The sequence below is a fragment of the Dermabacter sp. p3-SID358 genome, from assembly GCF_025147465.1.
Taxonomy (GTDB): Bacteria; Actinomycetota; Actinomycetes; order Actinomycetales; family Dermabacteraceae; genus Dermabacter.
In genome coordinates, this window is the sequence record NZ_JALXOZ010000010.1 from 23,842 (window position 1) to 43,607 (window position 19,766).

Below are 19,766 nucleotides of genomic sequence, written 5' to 3' on the forward strand. Positions count from 1 at the left end.
AAGTCTAGCGAGGCGGAGGGGGAACCTCCCGAACGGCGACAATCAACACGCGCGGGATCCGCGCATACCCGCGTTTCGTGTGGATAGTGACAGTTTCCTCATCCGCTTCGACGACGTAGCCGAGGGCATCCGCGACCTTCTCGCGCCCCTCGTGCGTGCGAGGGTCGAGAGCATAGCGCGCGGTCACGCGAGCCCCGGGCTTGAGGATCGGAGCCCAGCCCGTGCGCGGCCTATCCGACGGTTGCTCGGCACTCATCGTTCACGATTCTGCTGTGCGGAAGCCGGGCGAGCGTCGGACCCCTCCGGCACCTCCGTGCCCGTGACCCTCCCGATCGCTGTCATGAGGTGGTAAATCACGAGCGCCGCGAGGGCACCGAGGGCGATCCCGTTGAACGTGATGCCCGCGTTCGCCGGGCCAATCGTCCACTCGACGTTCGCGATGCCCACGACGAGGGCGACGCCCGCGGTCATCTGGTTGCGGGGTCTCGAGAAATCGACCCTGCCATCGACCCACATGCGCACGCCCACGATGCCGATGAGGCCGTAGAGCACAAACGTGACACCGCCGAGAACGCCCGGCGGAATCGAGAAAATGAGCTGACCGAGCTTGGGCGACATCGAGAGGGCAATTGCGGCGATGCCCGCGACCCAGTACGCGGCGGTCGAGTAGACGCGGGTCGCGCTCATGACGCCGATGTTCTCGCCGTACGTGGTCGTGGGCGAACCACCGAAAGTCGCCGAGAGCGCGGTGGCAATGCCATCGGAAAAGAGGGTGCGGCCCATCAAGTGATCGAGGTTCTTGCCCGTCATCGAACTGAGCGAGGTCACGTGCCCCACGTTCTCCGCGATAAGCACAAGAATCACGGGGAGGAACATTGGCAGGACCGAGAGGTCGAAGTGTGGATGGTGGAATTCGGGCAGGCCGATCCACGGGGCCTCGTGGAAGGCCGTAAGGTCAACCTCGTTGCGCCAGAGGGCGAAGAAGTAGCCGACGAGTACGCCAAGGAGAACCGAAACGCGCCCGAGGATCCCCTTGAAAAGGGCCGTGCAGAGGACGACCGCGAAGAGGGTCACGGTCGCGGTGAGCGCCGACTGCTGGAATTTTTCGTAGGCCGTGGGGGCCAGATTGAAGCCGATGAGGGCAACAATCGCGCCCATGACGACGGGCGGCATGAGCGCGGAGATCCACCGCGTCCCCACGAACTGCACGATCACACCGACAAACGCGAGCGCGAGACCGGTGAGAAGCACCGCGCCGAGTGCGGTAGCCATATCGTGCGCCTTCGTCGCGGCAACGATAGGGGCGATGAACGCGAACGAACTGCCGAGATAGCTCGGGACCTTGTTGCCCGTGATGAGAAGGAAGAGGAGCGTGCCGAGCCCTGAGAAGAGGAGCGTCGTGGAGGGCGGAAAGCCCGTCAGGAGCGGAACGAGGAACGTCGCGCCGAACATCGCGATGACGTGCTGAGCACCGATCCCAATCGTGACCGGCCATGCGAGCCGCTCGGAAGGAAGAACGACCTTACCCGGCTCAACAGTGAGCCCATTTCCATGAATTGTCCACAGTGGCATGGCGGCCTTTCGTCGGGAGAAGGGTGGGGGCTACGACTCCTCGGGAGGGTCGAGATCAGGGGTAGCGGGGGCGCTTTCTTCGAGAGGGAGGTCCACGGGGAAGGCGTGTGTTCGACGCTGGACTTCGGACACATCGGGAAGAAATGCCGTGGCTTCGGCTGCGCCGTTGATGCGAGCGCGAAACTCTGCGAAGGTGCGCTCAAGATCGGGCGCACCGTATTCATCGCGCACGGGAGCGGGAACAGTAATCATGAGGGCAGCGGCAACCCCGGCGATGAGGCCGAGGCCACCGTTCGTGAGGCCAGCTGCTGCTCCCGTCACAACGGAGAAAACTATGACACCGAGGAAACCCATGAGCGTGAGGGCCGCACCGATCGATACGGCATTACCGCGTGCCTTAACGGCATTTTTCCGCATGAGAGCCTTGCGGCCGAAATGCGAAAGGAGTGCGAGCGATGCGACGAGAACTAGCTGCACAATCACAAGGCCAGATCCACCGCGCGCCTCGTAGCCCACGAGGACCGCAACGAAATACACGAGGACTGCGGCGAAGGCCACGATGTGCATGGTGCGCGAAAACTCGTACGTGCGCGCCGCGTACATGAGCCAGTCGACGCGTTTGAAGTTGAGCGTGCTTGAGCGAACGTAGGGGCGCGAAATGAGCAGCCCGAAGGCCGCGAGGGCGAATGGGAGCCACACGTACGAAGTCGAGAAGCTTCCGGGAGCCGCATACTCGAGGCGGAGCGAGTTATCAGCGGCAGCACCCACGACCATCGCAGCCGCAGCACCCACGGTGAAAACGTAGTGCGAAGGGCGCTCATTGAGCTTGGGGTTCGCAATAAAGAGGCCGAGCGCGAGGGAACCGAGAGAGTAGGAGAGCGTCACGAGGGCGAAGGCGGGATCGCCGTTGATCGCTTTGCCCACCATCATGACGAGCGAGAGGGCAAAGCTCGCGACGAGCAGCACCCGCAGCACGAGAATCCAATGGCCAGCGCGTGCTTGAGCCGCGGCAGTGGGAACGTACCCCTCGAATCCGCGTCGCTCCGAGCCCATCACGGCCGCCATGAGGAGCAACGCGACCGAAACGCCAACGCCCACGCGCGGCCCGCCGGGAAGGGGAACGAGGAGGTCGGGAATTGACGCAACGAGGTCGTAACCGAGCACGCCGATCGATGCCGCGAACGCGGGCAGCATACCGATGCGGCGCACAATCCCAAGATAAGCGAATTGCTCGGGCCTCTTTGGCTTCGCATCCTTCACATACGCGGGGACCCAGCGCAAGAGATACACGGCGAGTATGGTCGCGATGCCGAATCCCGCGGCAACTGCGGGAATCCACGCGGGGAGTGCGTCAGGGGCATGGGTATAGGTCGTCGTGAAACTCGAGCCAAAGGCGAGCACGACGATGATGTCCCGCAACGCGTCCCAACCGCTCAGGTCGCTGAACTGAGGAGGGAGATGCACGGCGCGAGACCGCGGCGCGGCCGAAGGCGTGGCGCCAGAGCGCGCATAGTCTGCTTCTGCGGGCGCTGGAGACACCGCAATCTCCGCGGTCTCTGTGGCCGGCTCCTTCGGCGCGAGACCCGGCGCAAAGTACTGCTCGGCCTCGCCGTCAAGGTTCGCGCGCTGCATCCTAAACCGTGCAAAATCATCGCTGTCGGGAAGCTTCTCCGTGGGAAGTGTGCCCGGTTCGGGAACAAAGATCCACCCCTCGGCGGAGTCTGCTCCTGCCTGGACACGATCGTCACGGTTCTCCGGTACCTGATCCTTCGCCATGAGCTCCCTCAGTAGTGTCGCGCGGCACGCCGATGCGGGGAAGCGCCGAAGAGGCAAGCACGGCTCGCACGAGCGCGTATCGCGAATATTCTAGGGGCGAGGAAGCGAATCACCACGTCCGTTTCTCCGAGCGTGTCGCGAATCTCTTCGTTGTTTCCTTAAAGCTTTGAGTAGCGCTTCGAGAAACGTACGAGCGGGGACAGCGCCGGCCCCTGTTGTGCCTCACGCACTCGGCACACGAAAAGCGTATGGGTCGCCGCTTCGTGCGTGCCTTCAACTTCGAGGGAGAAACTGGCAATCGAACCGCAGATTCGGGCATTTCCCACCGAATCGCGCGTGTGGGCGACCCCTTCGAGCATTCCCTGCAACGGAAGGCCGGGTTCACCAAAGCGTTCAGCGAGGCTTTGCTGCTCGGCGCCGAGCACGCTCAGTGCGCACGTGCCTGATTCCTCGAGCGCCTCCGCGACGCGCGAGAGGGAATAGAGGCTCAACACCATCGTTGGCGGGTCGTATGACACATCAAGGAAGGAATCGATCGGCGTCACGAGATCCCACCGACCCACACGCACGCTCACGACCGCGATCGCCGAGGCTATGTCTTCGCTCAAGCGCCGGTACAGCTCCACATCCATTCCCGCATCCCTTTCACCCTTGGTCACGATGGTCGACGAGCAAGCGTCGGACCTTGCCCTACCTACGTGCGAGGGTAACGCTCCGGTGACTACTGCGCTCGATTCCCCCTCCACGTCACACACCGCACGCCAACTCGCGCCAAACGACCCGTGTGCCCATTAGTCTGGAAGGCATGACTCGACCCGCACGCACCCCCAGTCGACGCACGCTCCTCACTGCAGGAGCCTCGCTCGGCGCCTTCGCCCTCACGACCACCGCCGCGGGCTGCCAGAGCTCACCGAAACCAGGCGACCCGGGTTACCCCTCGATCGCCGAACAATTCAACCTCCCCGTCCCCAAGGGGCACCTCGACGTCACGATCGGCACCCCACTTGGGAGCGACGGCTTCAGCCCTTTTACGACCAGCTCCCTTCAGAACACCGCCGCTCTGTGGCATGTATACGAGGGTCTCTCGATCATTGATCCTACGCGATGGGAACCGCAGCCTGGCCTTTCGCAGAACCTCTTTGAAGCAGGCCAGATTTCGATCGATGTTTTCCTGCGCGATGGCGCGATCTTCCACGACGGCAACCCCGTTACACCCGACGACGTCATTTACTCCTTCGAAGCCGCCCTTGACGAAAACAATCACTACCCCAACCGCGAGCTTCTCGATTTCTTCGACCACGCCGCGCAACTCGCCGACAACGTCGTTCAGCTCCGTCTCAAATACCCCACGCCCGACATCAACTCACGCCTCTCCCTCGTCAAGATCATCCCCGAAGGAACCGATCCGGCCACGCTTCTCGCCAACCCCAACGGCACCGGCCCTTGGAAAATCAAGGAGCACGATATCGAAGGCGGAACCATCACATTCGAAGCCTTTGACCAGTACTCCGGCCCGTGCCCCGCGCTCTTCGAAACCATGACTTGGCATGTCGAGCGCGACGAATCCGCAACCATCAAGTCACTCACCGACGGCAGCACACAAGTAGCGTTGCCCGTGCCCGCAAGGAAATACCGCGAGCTTGAGAAAAGCCCTCAGGCCAAGAGCAACAAGCTTCATCTTGCTTCTCATCGAAGCAGGGCGAGCATCTACGCAATGTTCAACCACGCTGAGGGACACCCCTTTGCCGTGGCCGGTGCCCGGCGCGGATTCATGAAAGCCTTCGACGATAAACGATGCGCGGAGCAGGTCTTCGGCGGCTATGTTGACCCCGTCCGGAGCCCCCTCTACCCCGGCACATCTGATTTCGACGCTGTCCCAAGCCACTACACGCATGCCCCGGACGAAGCACGAGACCTCTTCGAACGTGCAAACGTCAACAAGGTTCGTCTGCTCGCAAGCGACGAAAACTGGACACGAGGACTCGCCGAGTCTCTCAAAGGCGATCTTGCCGCACTCGGTCTTGAATCTGAGCTCGAGGTGCTCCCCTGGTGCGATGTCGTGAAGCGCATGGAGGAAGATGCCGACGGCTGGGATGCCGCTCTCGTGTTCTTGGACGCCGCGTTCATCGGCTCCCACCCCGAGACTCTCCTGCGTTCTCTTTACGCCTCACCATTTTGGGTCGAGTCACGATTGCGCCTTGGAGAAAGTGAACTCCTCGCAGAAATTCGCGACGTGCTCGAACGCAGCACGGGTCCCGAGCTCGTGGGCGATGATCTCCAGCGCGCACTGCAAAGCTTGACGAACCGTATTTCGATTGAAATCCCCTTGTACCCGCTCGTGTGGATGCACACGCTCAGCGCGGTCAATACTTCCAAGGTCGCCGGCCTATCCGACACTCATGCCCTAGGCTTCGTCGCTTCGACGGCGACACCGCCCGAGGAGATGGAGAAGAAGCGTTAGTTGGTGGCAACCGTCGGAACCCTCCCGAGGGCCCGCACGCCGCAAGCGTGACGAAACCGTCCTTCACGTGACCCCTTTCGGCATGACCGGGCACCGCAGGACACCGTAGGCTTGGAGTATGACCGCACCGGAACTTGCCCTTACGACCCGTTTTCAGGATGCCTTCGCCGAGGCTTTCGGCGAGGAGTACCGCACCGCCGACCCGATCATCAGGCCGGGGAAGTTCTCGGACTTCCAGTGCAACGCGGCGATGGGACTCGCGAAGAAGCTTGGCGCGAAGCCACGCGACCTCGCCCAGCAGATCCTTGAGAAGGTGCAGCTCGACGACATCGCCGAGACGCCCGAGATTGCTGGCCCCGGCTTCCTCAACATCACGCTCAAGACCGAATGGGTCGCGGCACAAGCTGGTGACCTACACGGCGATGATCGTCTCGGCGTCGGCAGCCCCGAGAAGACCGAGACGATCGTGATCGACTACTCGGCGCCGAACGTGGCGAAGGAAATGCACGTGGGGCACCTGCGCACGACCGTCGTGGGCGATGCGCTCGCGCGCGTGCTCGAGTTCGAGGGCCACAAGGTTGTGCGCCAGAACCATATCGGCGACTGGGGGACGCCGTTCGGCATGCTCATTGAGCACCTGCTTGAAGTGGGCGAGGATTCGGAAGAGGCGAAACTTCTCGAAACCGACCCGAACGCGTTCTACCAGGCGGCACGCGCGAAGTTCGATGCAGATACGGAGCAAACCGATTTCGCGAAGCGCGCGCGTGCACGAGTCGCAACCCTGCAGTCGGGCGACGAAGCGACGCTTGCGATGTGGACGAAGCTCGTTGGTCTCTCGAAGCAATACTTCCACCGCATCTACGACATGCTCGACGTGACCCTCACCGATGAGGATCTCGCGGGCGAATCGACCTACAACGACGCGCTCGCGGGGGTCTGCGCGGATCTCGAGACGGCGGGCATCGCGCGTGTCTCGGATGGCGCGCTGTGCGTATTCCCGGCTGGATTCACGGGCCGCGACGAGCAGCCCCTTCCGCTCATCATTCGCAAGTCCGACGGTGGCTACGGCTACGCGACGACCGATTTTGCGGCTATTCGCCACCGCGTGAATGACCTCGGTGCCGATCGCATCGCGTACGTCGTGGGCTCCTCGCAAGAACTGCACTTCCAGATGGTTTTCACGACCGCGCGCGAGGCCGGTTGGCTCCCCGAAACCGTCGATGCAGAGCATGTGAAAATCGGTTCGGTTCTCGGCGAGGACGGCAAGATCCTCCGCACGCGCTCTGGTTCCTCGCTGCGCCTCATGTCGCTCCTCGAGGAAGGAGTCGTGAAGGCGCGCTCGGTGATCGACGAGCTGCGGCCCGACCTTCCCGAAGGTGAGCGAGCCACAATCGCTCGCCAGATCGGCATCGGAAGCATCAAGTACGCGGATCTCTCAACCGCGCACGATTCGGATTACGTATTCGACCTCGACCGCATGCTCGCTCTCCAGGGCAACACGGCCCCGTACCTCCAGTACGCGGTCGCGCGCATCCGCTCGATCCACCGCAAAGCTGCTGACCAGGGAATTTCTGCGGAGCAGGTCGATGCGGCGGCACCGTGCGTCGTTGATGATCCGGAACGCGCCCTTGCCCTTCAACTCTTGCAGTTCGCGCCCACGGTGGCGGAGGTCGGTGCCCAGTACGTGCCTCACAAGCTCGCGGCGTATCTGTTCGACCTCGCACAGGCATTCATGAGCTTCTACGAGAAGTCACCGATCCTCAAGGATGCGAGCGAAGACGTGCGCCTCGGCCGCCTCGCTCTCGCAAAGCTCACCGAGCGCACTCTCGTTGCGGGCCTCGATCTGCTCGGCGTTCAGGCACCCGCACAGATGTGAGCCGGGGCGGCCCCAGGGCCGCTATTTTCCGAGACTCTCCTCGAGGAACTCTCGCTGTTCCTCAAGGAGTCGTGCCATATCCGCCCCGCGGCGTAGCCTCGGGGTCACGCTGATCTTGCCAGGAATTTCGCGGTACGTGAGCTCGATGCCTTCACGCTCGAACTGGTGCGTGACGACCCTCGAATCGGTGAGGAATAGATCCTTCGTGCCAACGCTCAGGTGCACGGGAGGGAGGCCCTGGAGATCCCCGTTAAGTGGGGAGAGCGCCGGGTCATCGAGCGGGGTGCGGCCAGCGTATTTTTTCGCAGCGAGCTGCATGATGCGGCGCTCGTGTACCGGGTCGTGCTGGTTCGTTTCGCTCAACTCGAGGTTTGTGAACTCGAGGTCAAGGAGGGGGTTCATAAGCACGATGCCGGCGGGCTTAGCTTCGACGTTCGCGAGGCCACCGTCGTGTTTCGTGTTTGCGAGCGCCGCGAGCGAAAGCGCGAGCCCGGCGCCGCTCTGGTGACCCGCGAGCGTCCAGGTGCCTTTAGCGATCAGTCCCTGGACGGTAAGGCCTTTGATGACCTCGAACGTATCCTCAAGCGCGGTGGGATGCATGTAGTCGGGGCCGTAGCGGTAATCGATGAGGAGGCCCGCGCATTCGCGCACATCTACCTGCGTGCTGAGCCACTCCCAATCTCCCACGAACGGTCCCGACATGTAGCTTCCTCCGTGGAGATACACGACGATGCCGCGATCAGCCTTGTGCTTGTCGAGCCACACGGAACGCGTGCGATTAATGAGTTCGATGTCGATTGCGTGCCGCTTCTGCACGGGGGCCGGGGGCTTCGCGATCCGTACTTTGCCGAATCCGAGCTCGTACACGAAGTTGGGAAGCGGTGTGCGCGTAAGGGTGCGCCCCGCGATAGCGGCATAGTGCTTGATGCGACCCATGGTGGGATACCTCCTAGCTCGGTTCGCGAAACGCCTTAAGGCTAGTGGCCTGACCTTACGGGATACTGGCTTCATGACTTCTCGCGTTGATGTTCTCGTTGTTGCCGCCATGGCCGAGGAGGCCGCCGCCGTTTCTGCTCTTTGCACCAACCTGAACTCTGTCGCGCACCCATTTGCCGGTGCCGGCAAGGGCGAAGGTGCGGGCTCTTCGAGCGCGGTGGCCGCTTCGGTGGGAACGCTCGGGTGTGCGGGTTCCGGGGTTCAGGGGTCCGACGTCTCCTCGGCCCCCATCGCCCTCGTGACCACGGGCGTTGGCACGGCCGCCGCGAGCGCCGTTCTTTCCTGGGCTGTTGGTGAATTTTCACCTCGTCTCATCGTCAACGTGGGCAGCTGCGGTGGCCTCGCCGAAGACATCACCGTGGGCACGGTCGCGATTGGGTCTTCCTACGCGTATTCGATCGCGGAAGCCACTGCTTTCGGCTACGAAAAGGGCCAGGTACCAGGTGCTCCCTCACGCTTCGGCGACGCGGATGGTAAGCAGCGTGCAGCACGCGCCCTCGAGGCCGTTGAGGCGGCGGGGCTTTCGGCGCGTTCGGGCCTCATGCTTTCTGGCGACGCTTTTGTGACCGCCGATACCGCCGAGGGCGTGCGCGCGAAATTCCCGGGCGCTATCACTGCCGACATGGAGTCGTGCGCCTTCGCCCACGTTGCGCACCTGTTCCAGGTGCCGTTCCTCGCGCTGCGCGCGGTGAGTGACCTATGCTCCCCCAGGGCGAACGAGGAGTTTCACATTGGTCTCGAGGTGGCGGCGGAAGCGTCGGCCCGCGCCCTGAACCGCGCTCTCCCGGCACTGCGCTAGGGCATTACTGGGGCATGAGCCGCCCTCACCATCCCACCTGCCGCACTCCCCCCTTCGGCCCTGCTGCCCCGCATCACGGCAGTACTAGTGGAGTGGGCCAGCCCCACATAGGGGCATCGCAACCGAAACTCGGCAGCCCGCCCCTTTTGAGGGTGGAGAAAAGTGCAGGGGCACCCCCGAAACCGACCACTCTGACACCGTTACCTCCACCCTGAGGGTGGTGGGGTGCGGTGAGACCGTTCACCGAGCCGTGCCTCCGAAACAGCACTTCATGTACGGTGGATAGGCAAAGACAGCCCTCGGGGCTGTTTTTTGTTGCCCTTGACCCGCATCCGAAGGAGAGGTGTTGTCCTTGACGAGCGCAACGGCCACGAAACCCACGCGCAACGAAACCCCGCCGGGCGAAAGCGAGCCGCGCCACTACGGCATGGCGAAGGGGGTCTTCTACCCCTCGGCCGCGATCATCATCGTCGCGGTGTTGTTCTCGGTGCTTCTTCCCGAGCAATTCAGCGCAGTCGTAAGCGCAATCAACACGACGATCGTGGAGAGCGTCGGCTGGTACTACATCCTCGCGGCGACGTTCTTCGTTGCGGCGGCAGCAGTCCTCGCCTTCTCCCGACTCGGCTCGATCAAGCTCGGCAAGGACGACGAAGATCCGCAGTACAGCCTCATGTCCTGGTTCGCGATGTTATTCGCAGCCGGCATGGGCATCGGCCTCGTGTTCTGGGGTGCGGCAGAGCCCCTCACCTTCTTCGCATCGGATCCGCCGCCGAGCATCGCCGGGCTCCCCGATGCGGCACGTGCACCGAAGGCCATGGCGCAAGTGTTCCTCCACTGGGGCCTTCACGCGTGGGGGATCTACGTGATCGTGGGTCTCGCCGTCGCCTATGCCACGCACCGCCGCGGACGCCCGCTCTCCGTACGCTGGGCTCTTGAACCCATTCTTGGCCGCCACACAGACACCTGGATCGGCAACGTCATCGACACGATTGCTGTCGTGGGTACCCTCTTCGGCGTCGCGACTTCGCTCGGTTTCGGCGTGAACCAGATTTCCGCGGGCCTCGTGCACCTCGGCGTGCTCCCGGATAACCCGTGGCTGCGCTTCGTGATGGTCATCGTCATCACGGGCCTCGCAACTCTCTCTGTTGCTTCAGGCCTCGAGAAGGGCATTAAGTTCCTCTCGAACACGAACCTCGTCCTCGCGGGCGTTCTTCTCGTGGTGATGCTCCTGCTCGGGCCCACCCTGTTCCTTCTGCGGGATTTCGTGTCGGGCATCGGAAACTACCTCCAGAACTTCATTTCGCTGAGCTTCCAGACCCTCCCCTTTTACGGAGACGAGGGCGCCACGTGGCTCAATGGTTGGACGACCTTCTACTGGGGTTGGTGGATCTCGTGGTCGCCGTTCGTCGGTGTATTCATCGCGCGTATTTCGCGTGGCCGCACCGTGCGTGAATTCATCATGGGCGTCATGCTCGTGCCCACACTCGTGACGATCTTGTGGTTCACGGTGATGGGTGGCACGGCGATCTACAAGAGCGTGTTTGAAGGCGCGAACTTCCTCAATGCCGAAGGGGCGATCGACCAGAATCTCGCTCTATTCCAGGTATTTGAGACGATGCCCGCGAGCACCCTCCTTTCGGGACTCGCGATCATCCTCGTGACGATCTTCTTCGTCACCTCGGCTGACTCCGGCGCCTTCGTCGTGGACATGATTGCGCACCGAGGCGACCCGGAGCCGCCGCGCGGCACCCGAATTTTCTGGGCTGTCACGAGCGGCGCAATTCCCGCGGCACTCATCGGCATCGCGGCCTACACGGGCGCGGGCGACGCCTCGGGCATGAGCGGCCTCCAGGCCCTCGCACTCATCGCTGCGCTTCCGTGGTCAGTCGTCATGATCGCGATGGTCGTGTCCATGTTCAAGGCACTGCGCCACGAGGTGCGCATGATTGAGCGGCTCGAGCTGCAGATCCGCCGCCGCGAGCTCGTTGAGCACGTGACCGAACATGTCTCGGATCAGGTGGCCGACAAGGTCTATGAACGCGTCGCCACTGAGACCGGCCAGATTGATCTTGGTGCGATCAATGCTCCCAAGGAAGCACCTGCCGAGGGCACGCATAAGCGCCGCCTCGACTAGTCGATGCGTCAGCGTAAGGACTGATCCGTCACAGGAAGGGTGTGGAGTCGGGTTCATGAGAGCCCGGCGCCACACCCTTTTCATCTGCCCCTGGGCCCTTTGGCCTTATTTTCGCGCTCCTAGGTAGTTAGGTTTGAATCATGACTACCTCAAGTTCGGCGTATTCAAAACGCCAGTTCAATGTGCAACTACCGATCGAGCTCATCACGCAAATCAAGCACGCGTCAATCGATGAGTCGATGACCCTCTCAGAGTTTGTCGAGCAGCTTCTTCGCTCCGCGCTCGAGGAGCGCACGAAACCCGCCGACGAAAGCCCTGCCGCAGCCTAAAGCAGGCGGTTCCGACGGTTGCTCAGAAAGCGTCAGACCCCTCTTCCTCCCCCGTTTCCACCGCGCGTTCAGGATTGCGGGACCATTCGGAGTATGAGCCTGCGTAGAGGTAGACGTGGGCGAAACCGGCGTAATCCATTGCGAGAGTGTTAACTGCGGCGCTCACGCCCGAGCCGCAATAGTTGAACGTGATCCGCTCCGTTGTCGCGCCCGCACGCTCGAAGATCGTGCGGATCTCCTCGGGTGAACGGAAGGTTCCGTCGGCCTCGAGAAGTGACGTGAAAGGGACGTTTTTCGCCGTGGGAATGTGCCCGGGTCGCGGGTCGAGATTCTCGGAATCACCGCGGTAGCGCGCGGGCGGGCGGGCGTCGATTAAGAGCGCTCCCTTTGTGGGGATCGCGTGCTGGACCTCGTCTTCGCTCACAAGCCGCACGTAGGGTTGCCACGGAAAGTCACTCGGCTCGCGCCACACCTCGCCGCTTTCGAGCGCATTTTCACCCGCTTCGCGCACGTATGCCGCGAGACCGCCATCGAGAACAGCGGCGTTGACGCCTACGAAGCGCAGCATGAGTGCGAGTCGCGCCGCACCCATGGGGTCACCAGCGCCGTAGCACACGACCGTATCTTCGAAGTTGATGCCGAGTGCGCTGAATTTTTCGGAGAGCTCATCGTCGTCGGGGAACGGGTGGCGTCCACGCTCCGGTGCGCCTTCGCCCGTGAGATCGTGCTCGAGATCCACGAAGATCGCGCCGGGGATATGCGCCTCGAGGTAGTCCTCCCGGAGGGAGCCTTCAGCGACGCTCCAGCGCACATCGGCGATCACGAGGTCGCCGGTGCCAGGTTCGAGGCTGCCGATGCTTTCGCTTCCGCGTGCAGGTGCCGAACCTCCCGTGCGCTCAAAAAGCGCCGCGGCGCACACGAATGGCGGCAGATTCTGCCAGTCAATCTCGCTCATGACCCCAGCGTAGTGCGAGCCAGAGCGCGCGCTCTCAGAGCCGCATCGATCACGTGAGCAACGCCGGCATCGGTGTTCGCGGGGGCGAGGGCGGCCGCGTGAGCGCGGAGTTCCGGGTGGGCGTTACGTACGGCAAGGCCGACGCCTGCCACGCTCAGCATTGGAAGGTCATTTGGCATATCGCCCACGGCCCACACTCGCTCGTGTGCGATCCCGCGCGCGCTGCATGCGTGAGAGAGTGCCGCGGCTTTCGAGATACCGGGCGGGCTGAGTTCGGCAAGGCCATCGGATGTTGAAACGTGTAGCTCGGCGAGACCTTCGATTCTCTCGCGCACCTCACGGTAAAAAGCCTCGGTATCCAGGGCATTCGAGATCACGAGGATTTTGCCCGCACCGCATGGAATGTCGCGCAATGGGGTAAAGCTGGCGTCGGAATCCTGATCCCGCTCTCCTGCCGCTGGCGCCGAGGCGAAAGCCTGCTCCCTCACGTACCCCTCGGCCGTTTCAGCCGAAAAGGCGATTCCCGGGATGGGGTCGAGCGCGCGGGCGACCTCGCGGACCTCGCTCATCGTAAATCCACGATCCTCGAGAAGCTCGCCCGTCGCGGCGTCGAGAACGTAGGCGCCGTTTGCGGCGTAAATCGCGCCCGTGCTCAGGCCTCGAAACCGCGTGAGCCATCGCGGAGGGCGCGCCGTCACGAGGCAAAAGTCGAGGCCGTCTTCGTGCGCTCTGGCAACCGCGTCGAGGTTTCTTGCGGGGATTTCGCCTTCGTCATCCACGAATGTGCCATCGATGTCGACGGCGACGAGGGCGGGTGCGGGCGGTCGAAGAGGGAGCATTGCCTCATCGTAGTGCCCGTACACTCGAGTCATGCCCCGAGTTCTCCATACAGCCCAGGCACTCGTCGATGTCATGATCGAGGTTCCCTCGCTCCCACAAACGGGAAACAACGTCAATGCCGTGGGGATTCCACAATCGTACGCCGGCGGCGCCGTCACTATTTCGCTTGCGGCAGCGCGCGTGGGGGCGCACGCCGTTCATGGGGGCGCGCACGGTGAGGGACCGAATGGAGACCTCATCCGTAAGGTTCTGCGCGAGAACGGGATCGGCATTTCGAGCCCAGCGATCGAGGGCAAGGATACGGGGAGCTGCTACGTGTTCGTGGAACCGTCGGCAGAGCGCACGTTCGTAACCTGCTATGGCGCCGAGCGCGACATCACCGCCGAGTCCCTCGCGTTTCTTGCCCCCCGAGAAGGCGATCTCGTGTGCGTGAGCGGCTACAGTCTCTTCGAGCCCACGCGCGATCCCCTCCTCGCCTTCCTCGACTCTCTCGATTCCGATGTCCGCATGGTCCTTGACCCAGGTGCCCCGTTCGCTTCGTTCCCGCGTGCGCTGCGCAAGCAAGTCCTCGCACGCACCGACGTGTGGACGTCGAATGCCGATGAAGCACGCGAGATTACCGGCATCGACGATGTGAGAGGAACCCTCCCGGCGCTCGGCAGGCTTCTCGGAAAGGGCGCGGTCGTAATCGTGAGGGATGGTTCCGACGGTTGCTACCTTTTCGAACGAGGCCACCTCGACTACGTGCCCGGCTATCCGCAAAAGGCGATCGACACCAACGGTGCTGGCGATACTCACACGGGGATTCTGCTTGGCGAAAGGGCTCTTGGAACGCCGTGGCTCGAAGCGGCACGTCGCGCGAATGCGGGCGCTGCCCTCAAGGTGACGCGCAAGGGACCGACCACGGCGCCGACGCGCGAGGAAATCGACGATTTTCTCGCCTCGAACCCGGCAACATCTCTTGATGCGGGCTAAGGGGCTCACGATATCCTGGTAGCGCACGTCACATTTTCCCGTTCGAAGGATCTCTCGTGAACCCTGCCCAATCTGCGGCCGCTGATCCCACGAGCCTGTTCGACTTCACTGTCGCGGGCGCGAATGGCGAACCGAGGGACCTCTCCGAGTTCACGGGTAAGGTCACTCTCGTCGTGAACACCGCGAGTGAATGCGGCTTCACTCCCCAGTATGAAGGTCTCCAGGAGCTTCAGGAACGCTTCGAGGAACGCGGTTTTAGCGTTCTCGCATTCCCGTGTAATCAGTTCGGCAACCAGGAACCCGGCTCGATGGAGGAGATCGTCGATTTCTGCGAGACGCGCTACCGTACGAGTTTTCCCGTATTCGCGAAGGTCGATGTCAACGGCACGAATGCCGATCCACTCTTCACGTGGCTTGAGGAGCAACGCGGCGGCATGCTCGGCGGTCGCATCGCGTGGAATTTCACGAAGTTCCTCGTGGGCCGCGATGGACACGTCATTCGACGCTTCGCACCTCCCATTCCCCCGTCGCGCATTGCGACATCTATTACGAAGGCTCTCGCGGCCTAAACCCTATAGAAAGGACCTTCCTTGGAAGCTCTCGTCGGCATTCTCACCGGTGGTGGCATCTTCCTCGTCATCATCATCGTCGTGCTTGCGCTGCTCTTCGGCGGCCTGCGCTCCTCGATCCTCTTCACCGTGAAAACGCAGGAAAACGTCATCGTGGAACGCTTCGGCAAGTTTCTGCGTGTTGCGAAGCCGGGTCTGAACACAAAGATCCCGTTCATGGACACGCTCACGAAGCCGATCTCGCTGCGTATCCGCCAGCTCGAGGTCAACATCGAGTCGAAAACGAAAGACAACGTGTTCGTGACGGTCCCAGTCGCAGTCCAATACGTGATCCGCGAGGAATCCGTTCAGGATGCGTACTACCGCCTTTCGAATCCCGAGGCGCAGATTCGCAGCTACGTGTTTGACACGGTGCGTTCGGCACTTTCGGGCCTCGATCTTGACGCGGCCTTTGAGTCGAAGGATGACATCGCCCGCAGCGTCGAGGCGACCCTTTCGACCCGCATGCAAGAGTTCGGCTTCCACATCGTCAACACACTTGTCCAGGACATTTCCCCGGATCAGCGCGTGCGCGACTCCATGAACTCCATTAACGCCGCGCAGCGAGACCGCGTGGCCGCGCAGTCCCTCGCTGAGGCCGACAAGATCAAGCGTGTCACGCAGGCCGAGGCCGAGGCCGAGTCGAAGCGCCTCCAGGGTGAGGGTGTCGCGGCGCAGCGCCGTGCGATCGCGATGGGCATTGCAGAGCAGTACGAAATGCTCAAGCAGGTGGGCATCGAGAATACGGCCGAGGAGCTGCTGCTCATGACCCAGTACTTCGACACGATGCAGGACGTGGCCCGCAACGGTCGCTCGAACGTGCTGTTCCTGCCGTCAAACCCGTCGTCGGTGGGTGCGATGGGCGACGAGATCCGTTCGGCTCTCCTGCAGGCACAAGCGGCAAACGACACGATCAACGGGGACTCGACTCCCGTGAACCCCGCCGAGCCTGTCGACGGCGAAGGCAATTCGCGCGAGCACCTTGAACGCCTCCGTGCCGAGGCCAAGGAACGCGCCCGCCGCGCAAAGGAAGAGGCGCGCCGCAACGCCGAGGATGCTGCGCAGAGCGCCCGCGAACGCTTCGACAACGAAGAGCCGAATCTCTAATCGCTTCGCCATTCATCAAAAGGCGGGTCCGGATTCCTCCGGGCCCGCCTTTTTCGTGCGAGTGGGCCGCGCCTTAGCGTTTCGGTAGGAGCTCCCTATCGAGGGCGTCCTTCTCGCCTGTTTCGAGCGCGAAGCCCATCGCTTTCGCCGAATCAGCGATCGAGGCCGGGCGCGAAGCGCCAGGGATGGGGAGCACGTGATCGCCTAGCGACATCTCCCAGGCGAGAACCACCTGCTGCGGGCTTACGCTGTGTAAACGCGCGACCTCAGCAACCGCGGGGAAGCGCCCGCCCACTTCGGCCGCCCCTCCGCCCGTGCCGCCAAGAGGCGACCACGGCACGAACGTGATTCCGTGCTCGCCGCAGAACTGGAGCTCGTCCCAACTCGTGTGGTTGAAGCGCGGCGAGAACTCGTTTTGCACGGCCGCGAGGTTGCCCTCGCCGAGCACCTCGAGGGCGATCTCGATTTCCTCGACGCTCGCGTTCGAGATGCCGATGTTCTTCACGTGGCCCTCGTCCTTGAGCACCGCAAGAGTTTCGATGGCCTCGGAATACAGGCGCGTGCGGTCGGGGCGGTGCAGGTAGTACAGGTCGATCTTCTCGACCCCGAGATTCGTCTTCGAGCGCACGACGGCGGTGCGGAAGTGACCCACAGAGCTGTCGCGGCCCCACTTTTCGCCTTCGGCGCGCGTAATGCCGCCCTTCGTGGCAACGGCGATGTTCGCGCGGTCGAAGTCAGGGTGCGCGGCGCCGTAGGCCTCGAGGGCGTCGGCGACCTGGCGTTCATTATGGCCCACCTTGTTCCACGCAGGGGCGTAGATGTCGGCGGTGTCGATGAGCGTGATTCCCGAATCGAGCGCGGCGGCTACAGTCGCGCGTGTGTTCTCAACGTCGTCCGCTTTGTTCTCGAACGAGAGTGGCATTGCCCCGAGGCCGAGCGGTGTCACTTCGATACGCCCGATCGAGCGCGGAGAGTAGGCGAAAGGCGCCAGACGTGCGGTATCTGCTTTTGTCATAGCCTCAGCCTATCGCCCATGCACCTTTGCAAGGCGCGCCAACGCCTCTTCGAGGACCCGCGTGGGCGTGCCGAGGTTGAGTCGTTCAAATCCGGGCGCACCGAAGCTTCGCCCGTGCTCGAAGAACACGTGTGCTTCCTCGTCGTGCAGGCGCGTCAGCTCGCTCTCGTCGATCCCGAGCGGGCGGAAGTCGATCCACTGGAGATAGGTTCCCTCAAGCGGCGAGATCACCACTCCCGGGAAATGCTGCGCAAAGAACTCCCTGCTCACGCGATCGTTTCGAGCGATAAGTTCAAGGAGTCCCTCGAGCCACTCTCCCGCTTTCGTGTAGGCAAGTTCAGTTGCCGGGTAGCCGAGACAGTTCACGAAATGAAAACCCCACGCCTCGAGTTCACGCTCGTAAGCGGTGCGAAGCTCAGCGTTCTCGGTGATCGCCCAGCTCGTTTGGATCCCCGCGAGGTTGAAGCTCTTCGAGGCCGAGGAGAGCGTAATGGTACGGGAAGTCGCATCCTCGCTTATTGCCGCAAACGGGATGTGCTCGAAACCCTCGTGCACGATGTCAGCGTGGATCTCGTCGGCAATGACTGTCACGTCGTTTGCGCGTGCGAGATGAGCGATCTCCTCGAGCTCGGTGTAGGTCCACACGCGGCCCGTGGGATTGTGCGGGGAGCACAGCATGAGCGCCGAGACGTCATCGCCCTCGAGCGCTTCGGCAAGCGCCGCGAAATCCAGGCGGTAGCGCCCTCCCTCACCGTCGAGAGGAACGCGCACCACGCGGCGGCCAGTCTTTTCGATGGAGTCCACCATGGGTGGGTACGCGGGCGTCAAGAGTGCAACCCCGTCGCCTTGCTCGCTCGCTGCCCGCACCGCCGCAAACAGCCCCGTAACAACCCCGGGCATGAGCGAAATCCAGCTCGTATCAATCGCCCAGCGGTGACGCACCGCTTGCCACATTTGAATCGCTGAAAAGAAGGCGGGCGTCGGACCCGTATACCCCAAAACCGCGCCCTCGAGATGTTTCTGAAGCCCGCGCGTAATCTCCGGGGCAGGCAGGAAGTCGAGGTCCGCTGTCGAGAATGGCGCGATGCCCGCGGGCACGTCCCCTCCCCGCTCGCGCATAAGCTCCCACTTCGCGGAGCCCGTGTCCGTGCGATCCACAAGAGTCTCGAAATCGTAGGTGGACGTGCGCGTCACGGGGCTTACCTCTTTCTGGTCATCGTCGAACATGTCAGCAACACCCATCGTACGGTGAGTACTCTCGGCTCGTCACCGTACGATGGTTCCCATGCGTGAAGCCCCTCTGATCTCGTTCGTCGTGCCCTGCTACAACTCGGCGGAGTACATGCAACGGGGTATCGACTCGATTCTTTTCGAGGGCGAGGAGGCGCGCGAGCGCATCGAGATCATCCTCGTGAACGACGGTTCGACGGACGATACGGAACAGATCGCGCGCGAGTACGAAGAGCATTACCCGGATACCGTGCACGTCGTGAACCAAGAAAATGGTGGGCACGGCGCCGCCGTCATGGCAGGCGTTCACGCGGCGGCGGGGACATACCTCAAGGTTCTCGATTCCGACGACCGCCTCGACACGCGAGCTCTCACGGCGCTGCTCGACACCGTCGCATCATTCCCGCCGGATAACCGCCCCGACGTCGTGCTCACCGACTACGTGTACGACAACCACGCGCTCAAGAAGAATCGCCGCATCAGCTACCGCAGCACCGTTCCCGCGCGCCGCACGGTCACGTGGGATCAAGTGTCCCGCCCCCGCATGGGCAGCTACTTTCTCATGCACGCGATCCTCTACAAGCGCAGCGTTCTGCTCGAATCCGGCCTCGAGCTGCCACGCCACACGTTCTACGTAGACAACCTTTACGCGTCGATCCCGCTCCGGCACACGCACACGCTCCACTACCTGCCCGTGCCGCTTTACTATTACTTCATTGGCCGCGAGGATCAGAGCGTTAACGAGAAGATCATGATTTCGAGGCTTGACCAGCAGCTTCGCGTCAACAGGATCATGATCGACGAGCTACGCGTCGACAATATCGCTTCGCGTTCGCTTCGCCGCTACTTGCTTCACTACCTCACGATCATCACGAGCATTTCGCTCACGTTCGCTGTTCTCGCGAAGACCCCGGAGGCGAAAGCCCAGGGCCGCGACCTGCTCGCCTACCTCAAGTCACACAACTACCCCGCGTACAAGGCATATCGCCGCACCCCCATGAGCATCGGTCTCAGCGCGCGCGGGCCGGGCGCGCACCGGTTTATTCGCACCACCTACGGGGTCATTCGCAAGCGGTTTGGGTTCAATTAGGTC

At 62.7% G+C, this 19,766-nt stretch carries 18 protein-coding genes; 9 read left to right on the top strand and 9 right to left on the bottom strand.

What is annotated here, in order from left to right; translation table 11 throughout:
- Nucleotides 1-4 precede the first annotated feature (4 nt).
- From M3B90_RS06000 to M3B90_RS06015, 4 genes are all read right to left on the bottom strand, one after another.
- The gene (locus M3B90_RS06000; protein ID WP_259889093.1) at nt 5-256 is read right to left on the bottom strand and encodes an acetyltransferase; all 252 of its coding nucleotides are present in this window, start codon (nt 254-256) and stop codon (nt 5-7) included.
- A complete protein-coding gene (locus M3B90_RS06005; protein ID WP_259889094.1) occupies nt 253-1,572 on the bottom strand; it encodes a uracil-xanthine permease family protein in 1,320 nt (439 codons plus the stop codon). Before M3B90_RS06005 ends, M3B90_RS06000 begins: the two co-directional genes overlap by 4 nt.
- 30 nt (nt 1,573-1,602) lie before the next feature.
- Nucleotides 1,603-3,348 carry a hypothetical protein gene (locus tag M3B90_RS06010; RefSeq protein ID WP_259889096.1) on the bottom strand — a complete coding sequence of 582 codons (1,746 nt, stop codon included), beginning with the start codon at nt 3,346-3,348 and terminating at the stop codon, nt 1,603-1,605.
- A gap of 158 nt (nt 3,349-3,506) precedes the next feature.
- Nucleotides 3,507-4,007: a flavin reductase family protein gene (locus tag M3B90_RS06015; protein WP_259889097.1), complete on the bottom strand. Its 501-nt coding sequence runs from the start codon at nt 4,005-4,007 to the stop codon at nt 3,507-3,509.
- A 146-nt stretch (nt 4,008-4,153) separates the two neighbouring features.
- Between M3B90_RS06015 and M3B90_RS06020 the strand changes: the two genes are divergently transcribed.
- Together M3B90_RS06020 and argS are read left to right on the top strand one after the other, a co-directional pair.
- Nucleotides 4,154-5,809, top strand: coding sequence for an ABC transporter substrate-binding protein (locus M3B90_RS06020; protein ID WP_259889098.1), 1,656 nt, complete (start codon nt 4,154-4,156; stop codon nt 5,807-5,809).
- Nucleotides 5,810-5,927: 118 nt separating this feature from the next.
- A complete protein-coding gene (argS, locus tag M3B90_RS06025; protein ID WP_259889099.1) occupies nt 5,928-7,685 on the top strand; it encodes an arginine--tRNA ligase in 1,758 nt (585 codons plus the stop codon).
- Nucleotides 7,686-7,706: 21 nt separating this feature from the next.
- Here argS and M3B90_RS06030 read toward each other — a convergent pair whose 3' ends face one another.
- Nucleotides 7,707-8,621 carry an alpha/beta hydrolase gene (locus tag M3B90_RS06030; RefSeq protein ID WP_259889100.1) on the bottom strand — a complete coding sequence of 305 codons (915 nt, stop codon included), beginning with the start codon at nt 8,619-8,621 and terminating at the stop codon, nt 7,707-7,709.
- Nucleotides 8,622-8,694: 73 nt separating this feature from the next.
- Between M3B90_RS06030 and mtnN the strand changes: the two genes are divergently transcribed.
- From mtnN to M3B90_RS06045, 3 genes are all read left to right on the top strand, one after another.
- A complete protein-coding gene (gene mtnN, locus M3B90_RS06035) occupies nt 8,695-9,480 on the top strand; it encodes a 5'-methylthioadenosine/S-adenosylhomocysteine nucleosidase (RefSeq protein WP_259889102.1) in 786 nt (261 codons plus the stop codon).
- Between the two features lie 343 nt (nt 9,481-9,823).
- The gene (locus M3B90_RS06040; protein WP_259889103.1) at nt 9,824-11,614 is read left to right on the top strand and encodes a BCCT family transporter; all 1,791 of its coding nucleotides are present in this window, start codon (nt 9,824-9,826) and stop codon (nt 11,612-11,614) included.
- A gap of 140 nt (nt 11,615-11,754) precedes the next feature.
- Entirely contained in the window at nt 11,755-11,943 is a 189-nt protein-coding gene (locus M3B90_RS06045; protein ID WP_259889105.1) for a CopG family transcriptional regulator, read from the top strand.
- 22 nt (nt 11,944-11,965) lie between these two features.
- Here M3B90_RS06045 and M3B90_RS06050 read toward each other — a convergent pair whose 3' ends face one another.
- Together M3B90_RS06050 and M3B90_RS06055 are read right to left on the bottom strand one after the other, a co-directional pair.
- Nucleotides 11,966-12,898, bottom strand: a complete 933-nt coding sequence (locus M3B90_RS06050) for a sulfurtransferase (RefSeq protein WP_259889106.1) — start codon at nt 12,896-12,898, stop codon at nt 11,966-11,968.
- Nucleotides 12,895-13,770 carry an HAD family hydrolase gene (locus tag M3B90_RS06055; protein WP_259889107.1) on the bottom strand — a complete coding sequence of 292 codons (876 nt, stop codon included), beginning with the start codon at nt 13,768-13,770 and terminating at the stop codon, nt 12,895-12,897. Before M3B90_RS06055 ends, M3B90_RS06050 begins: the two co-directional genes overlap by 4 nt.
- Between M3B90_RS06055 and M3B90_RS06060 the strand changes: the two genes are divergently transcribed.
- From M3B90_RS06060 to M3B90_RS06070, 3 genes are read left to right on the top strand one after another with little or no spacing between them, the layout of a single operon-like run.
- A complete protein-coding gene (locus tag M3B90_RS06060) occupies nt 13,769-14,713 on the top strand; it encodes a PfkB family carbohydrate kinase (RefSeq protein WP_259889108.1) in 945 nt (314 codons plus the stop codon). The two genes, M3B90_RS06055 and M3B90_RS06060, sit on opposite strands and share 2 nt — an antisense overlap.
- Before the next feature lie 56 nt (nt 14,714-14,769).
- Nucleotides 14,770-15,282, top strand: coding sequence for a glutathione peroxidase (locus M3B90_RS06065; protein WP_311199947.1), 513 nt, complete (start codon nt 14,770-14,772; stop codon nt 15,280-15,282).
- Between the two features lie 21 nt (nt 15,283-15,303).
- The gene (locus M3B90_RS06070; protein ID WP_259889109.1) at nt 15,304-16,428 is read left to right on the top strand and encodes an SPFH domain-containing protein; all 1,125 of its coding nucleotides are present in this window, start codon (nt 15,304-15,306) and stop codon (nt 16,426-16,428) included.
- A gap of 73 nt (nt 16,429-16,501) precedes the next feature.
- On the opposite strand, the gene M3B90_RS06075 is transcribed toward M3B90_RS06070, so the two are convergent.
- Nucleotides 16,502-17,443, bottom strand: a complete 942-nt coding sequence (locus tag M3B90_RS06075) for an aldo/keto reductase (RefSeq protein ID WP_259889110.1) — start codon at nt 17,441-17,443, stop codon at nt 16,502-16,504.
- 9 nt (nt 17,444-17,452) lie between these two features.
- Nucleotides 17,453-18,685, bottom strand: coding sequence for a MalY/PatB family protein (locus M3B90_RS06080; RefSeq protein ID WP_259889112.1), 1,233 nt, complete (start codon nt 18,683-18,685; stop codon nt 17,453-17,455).
- Nucleotides 18,686-18,728: 43 nt separating this feature from the next.
- On the opposite strand from M3B90_RS06080, the gene M3B90_RS06085 reads away from it, so the two are divergent.
- Nucleotides 18,729-19,763 (top strand): glycosyltransferase family 2 protein, encoded by a 1,035-nt coding sequence (locus M3B90_RS06085; RefSeq protein WP_259889113.1) that lies wholly within the window; start codon nt 18,729-18,731, stop codon nt 19,761-19,763.
- Nucleotides 19,764-19,766: the final 3 nt, after the last annotated feature.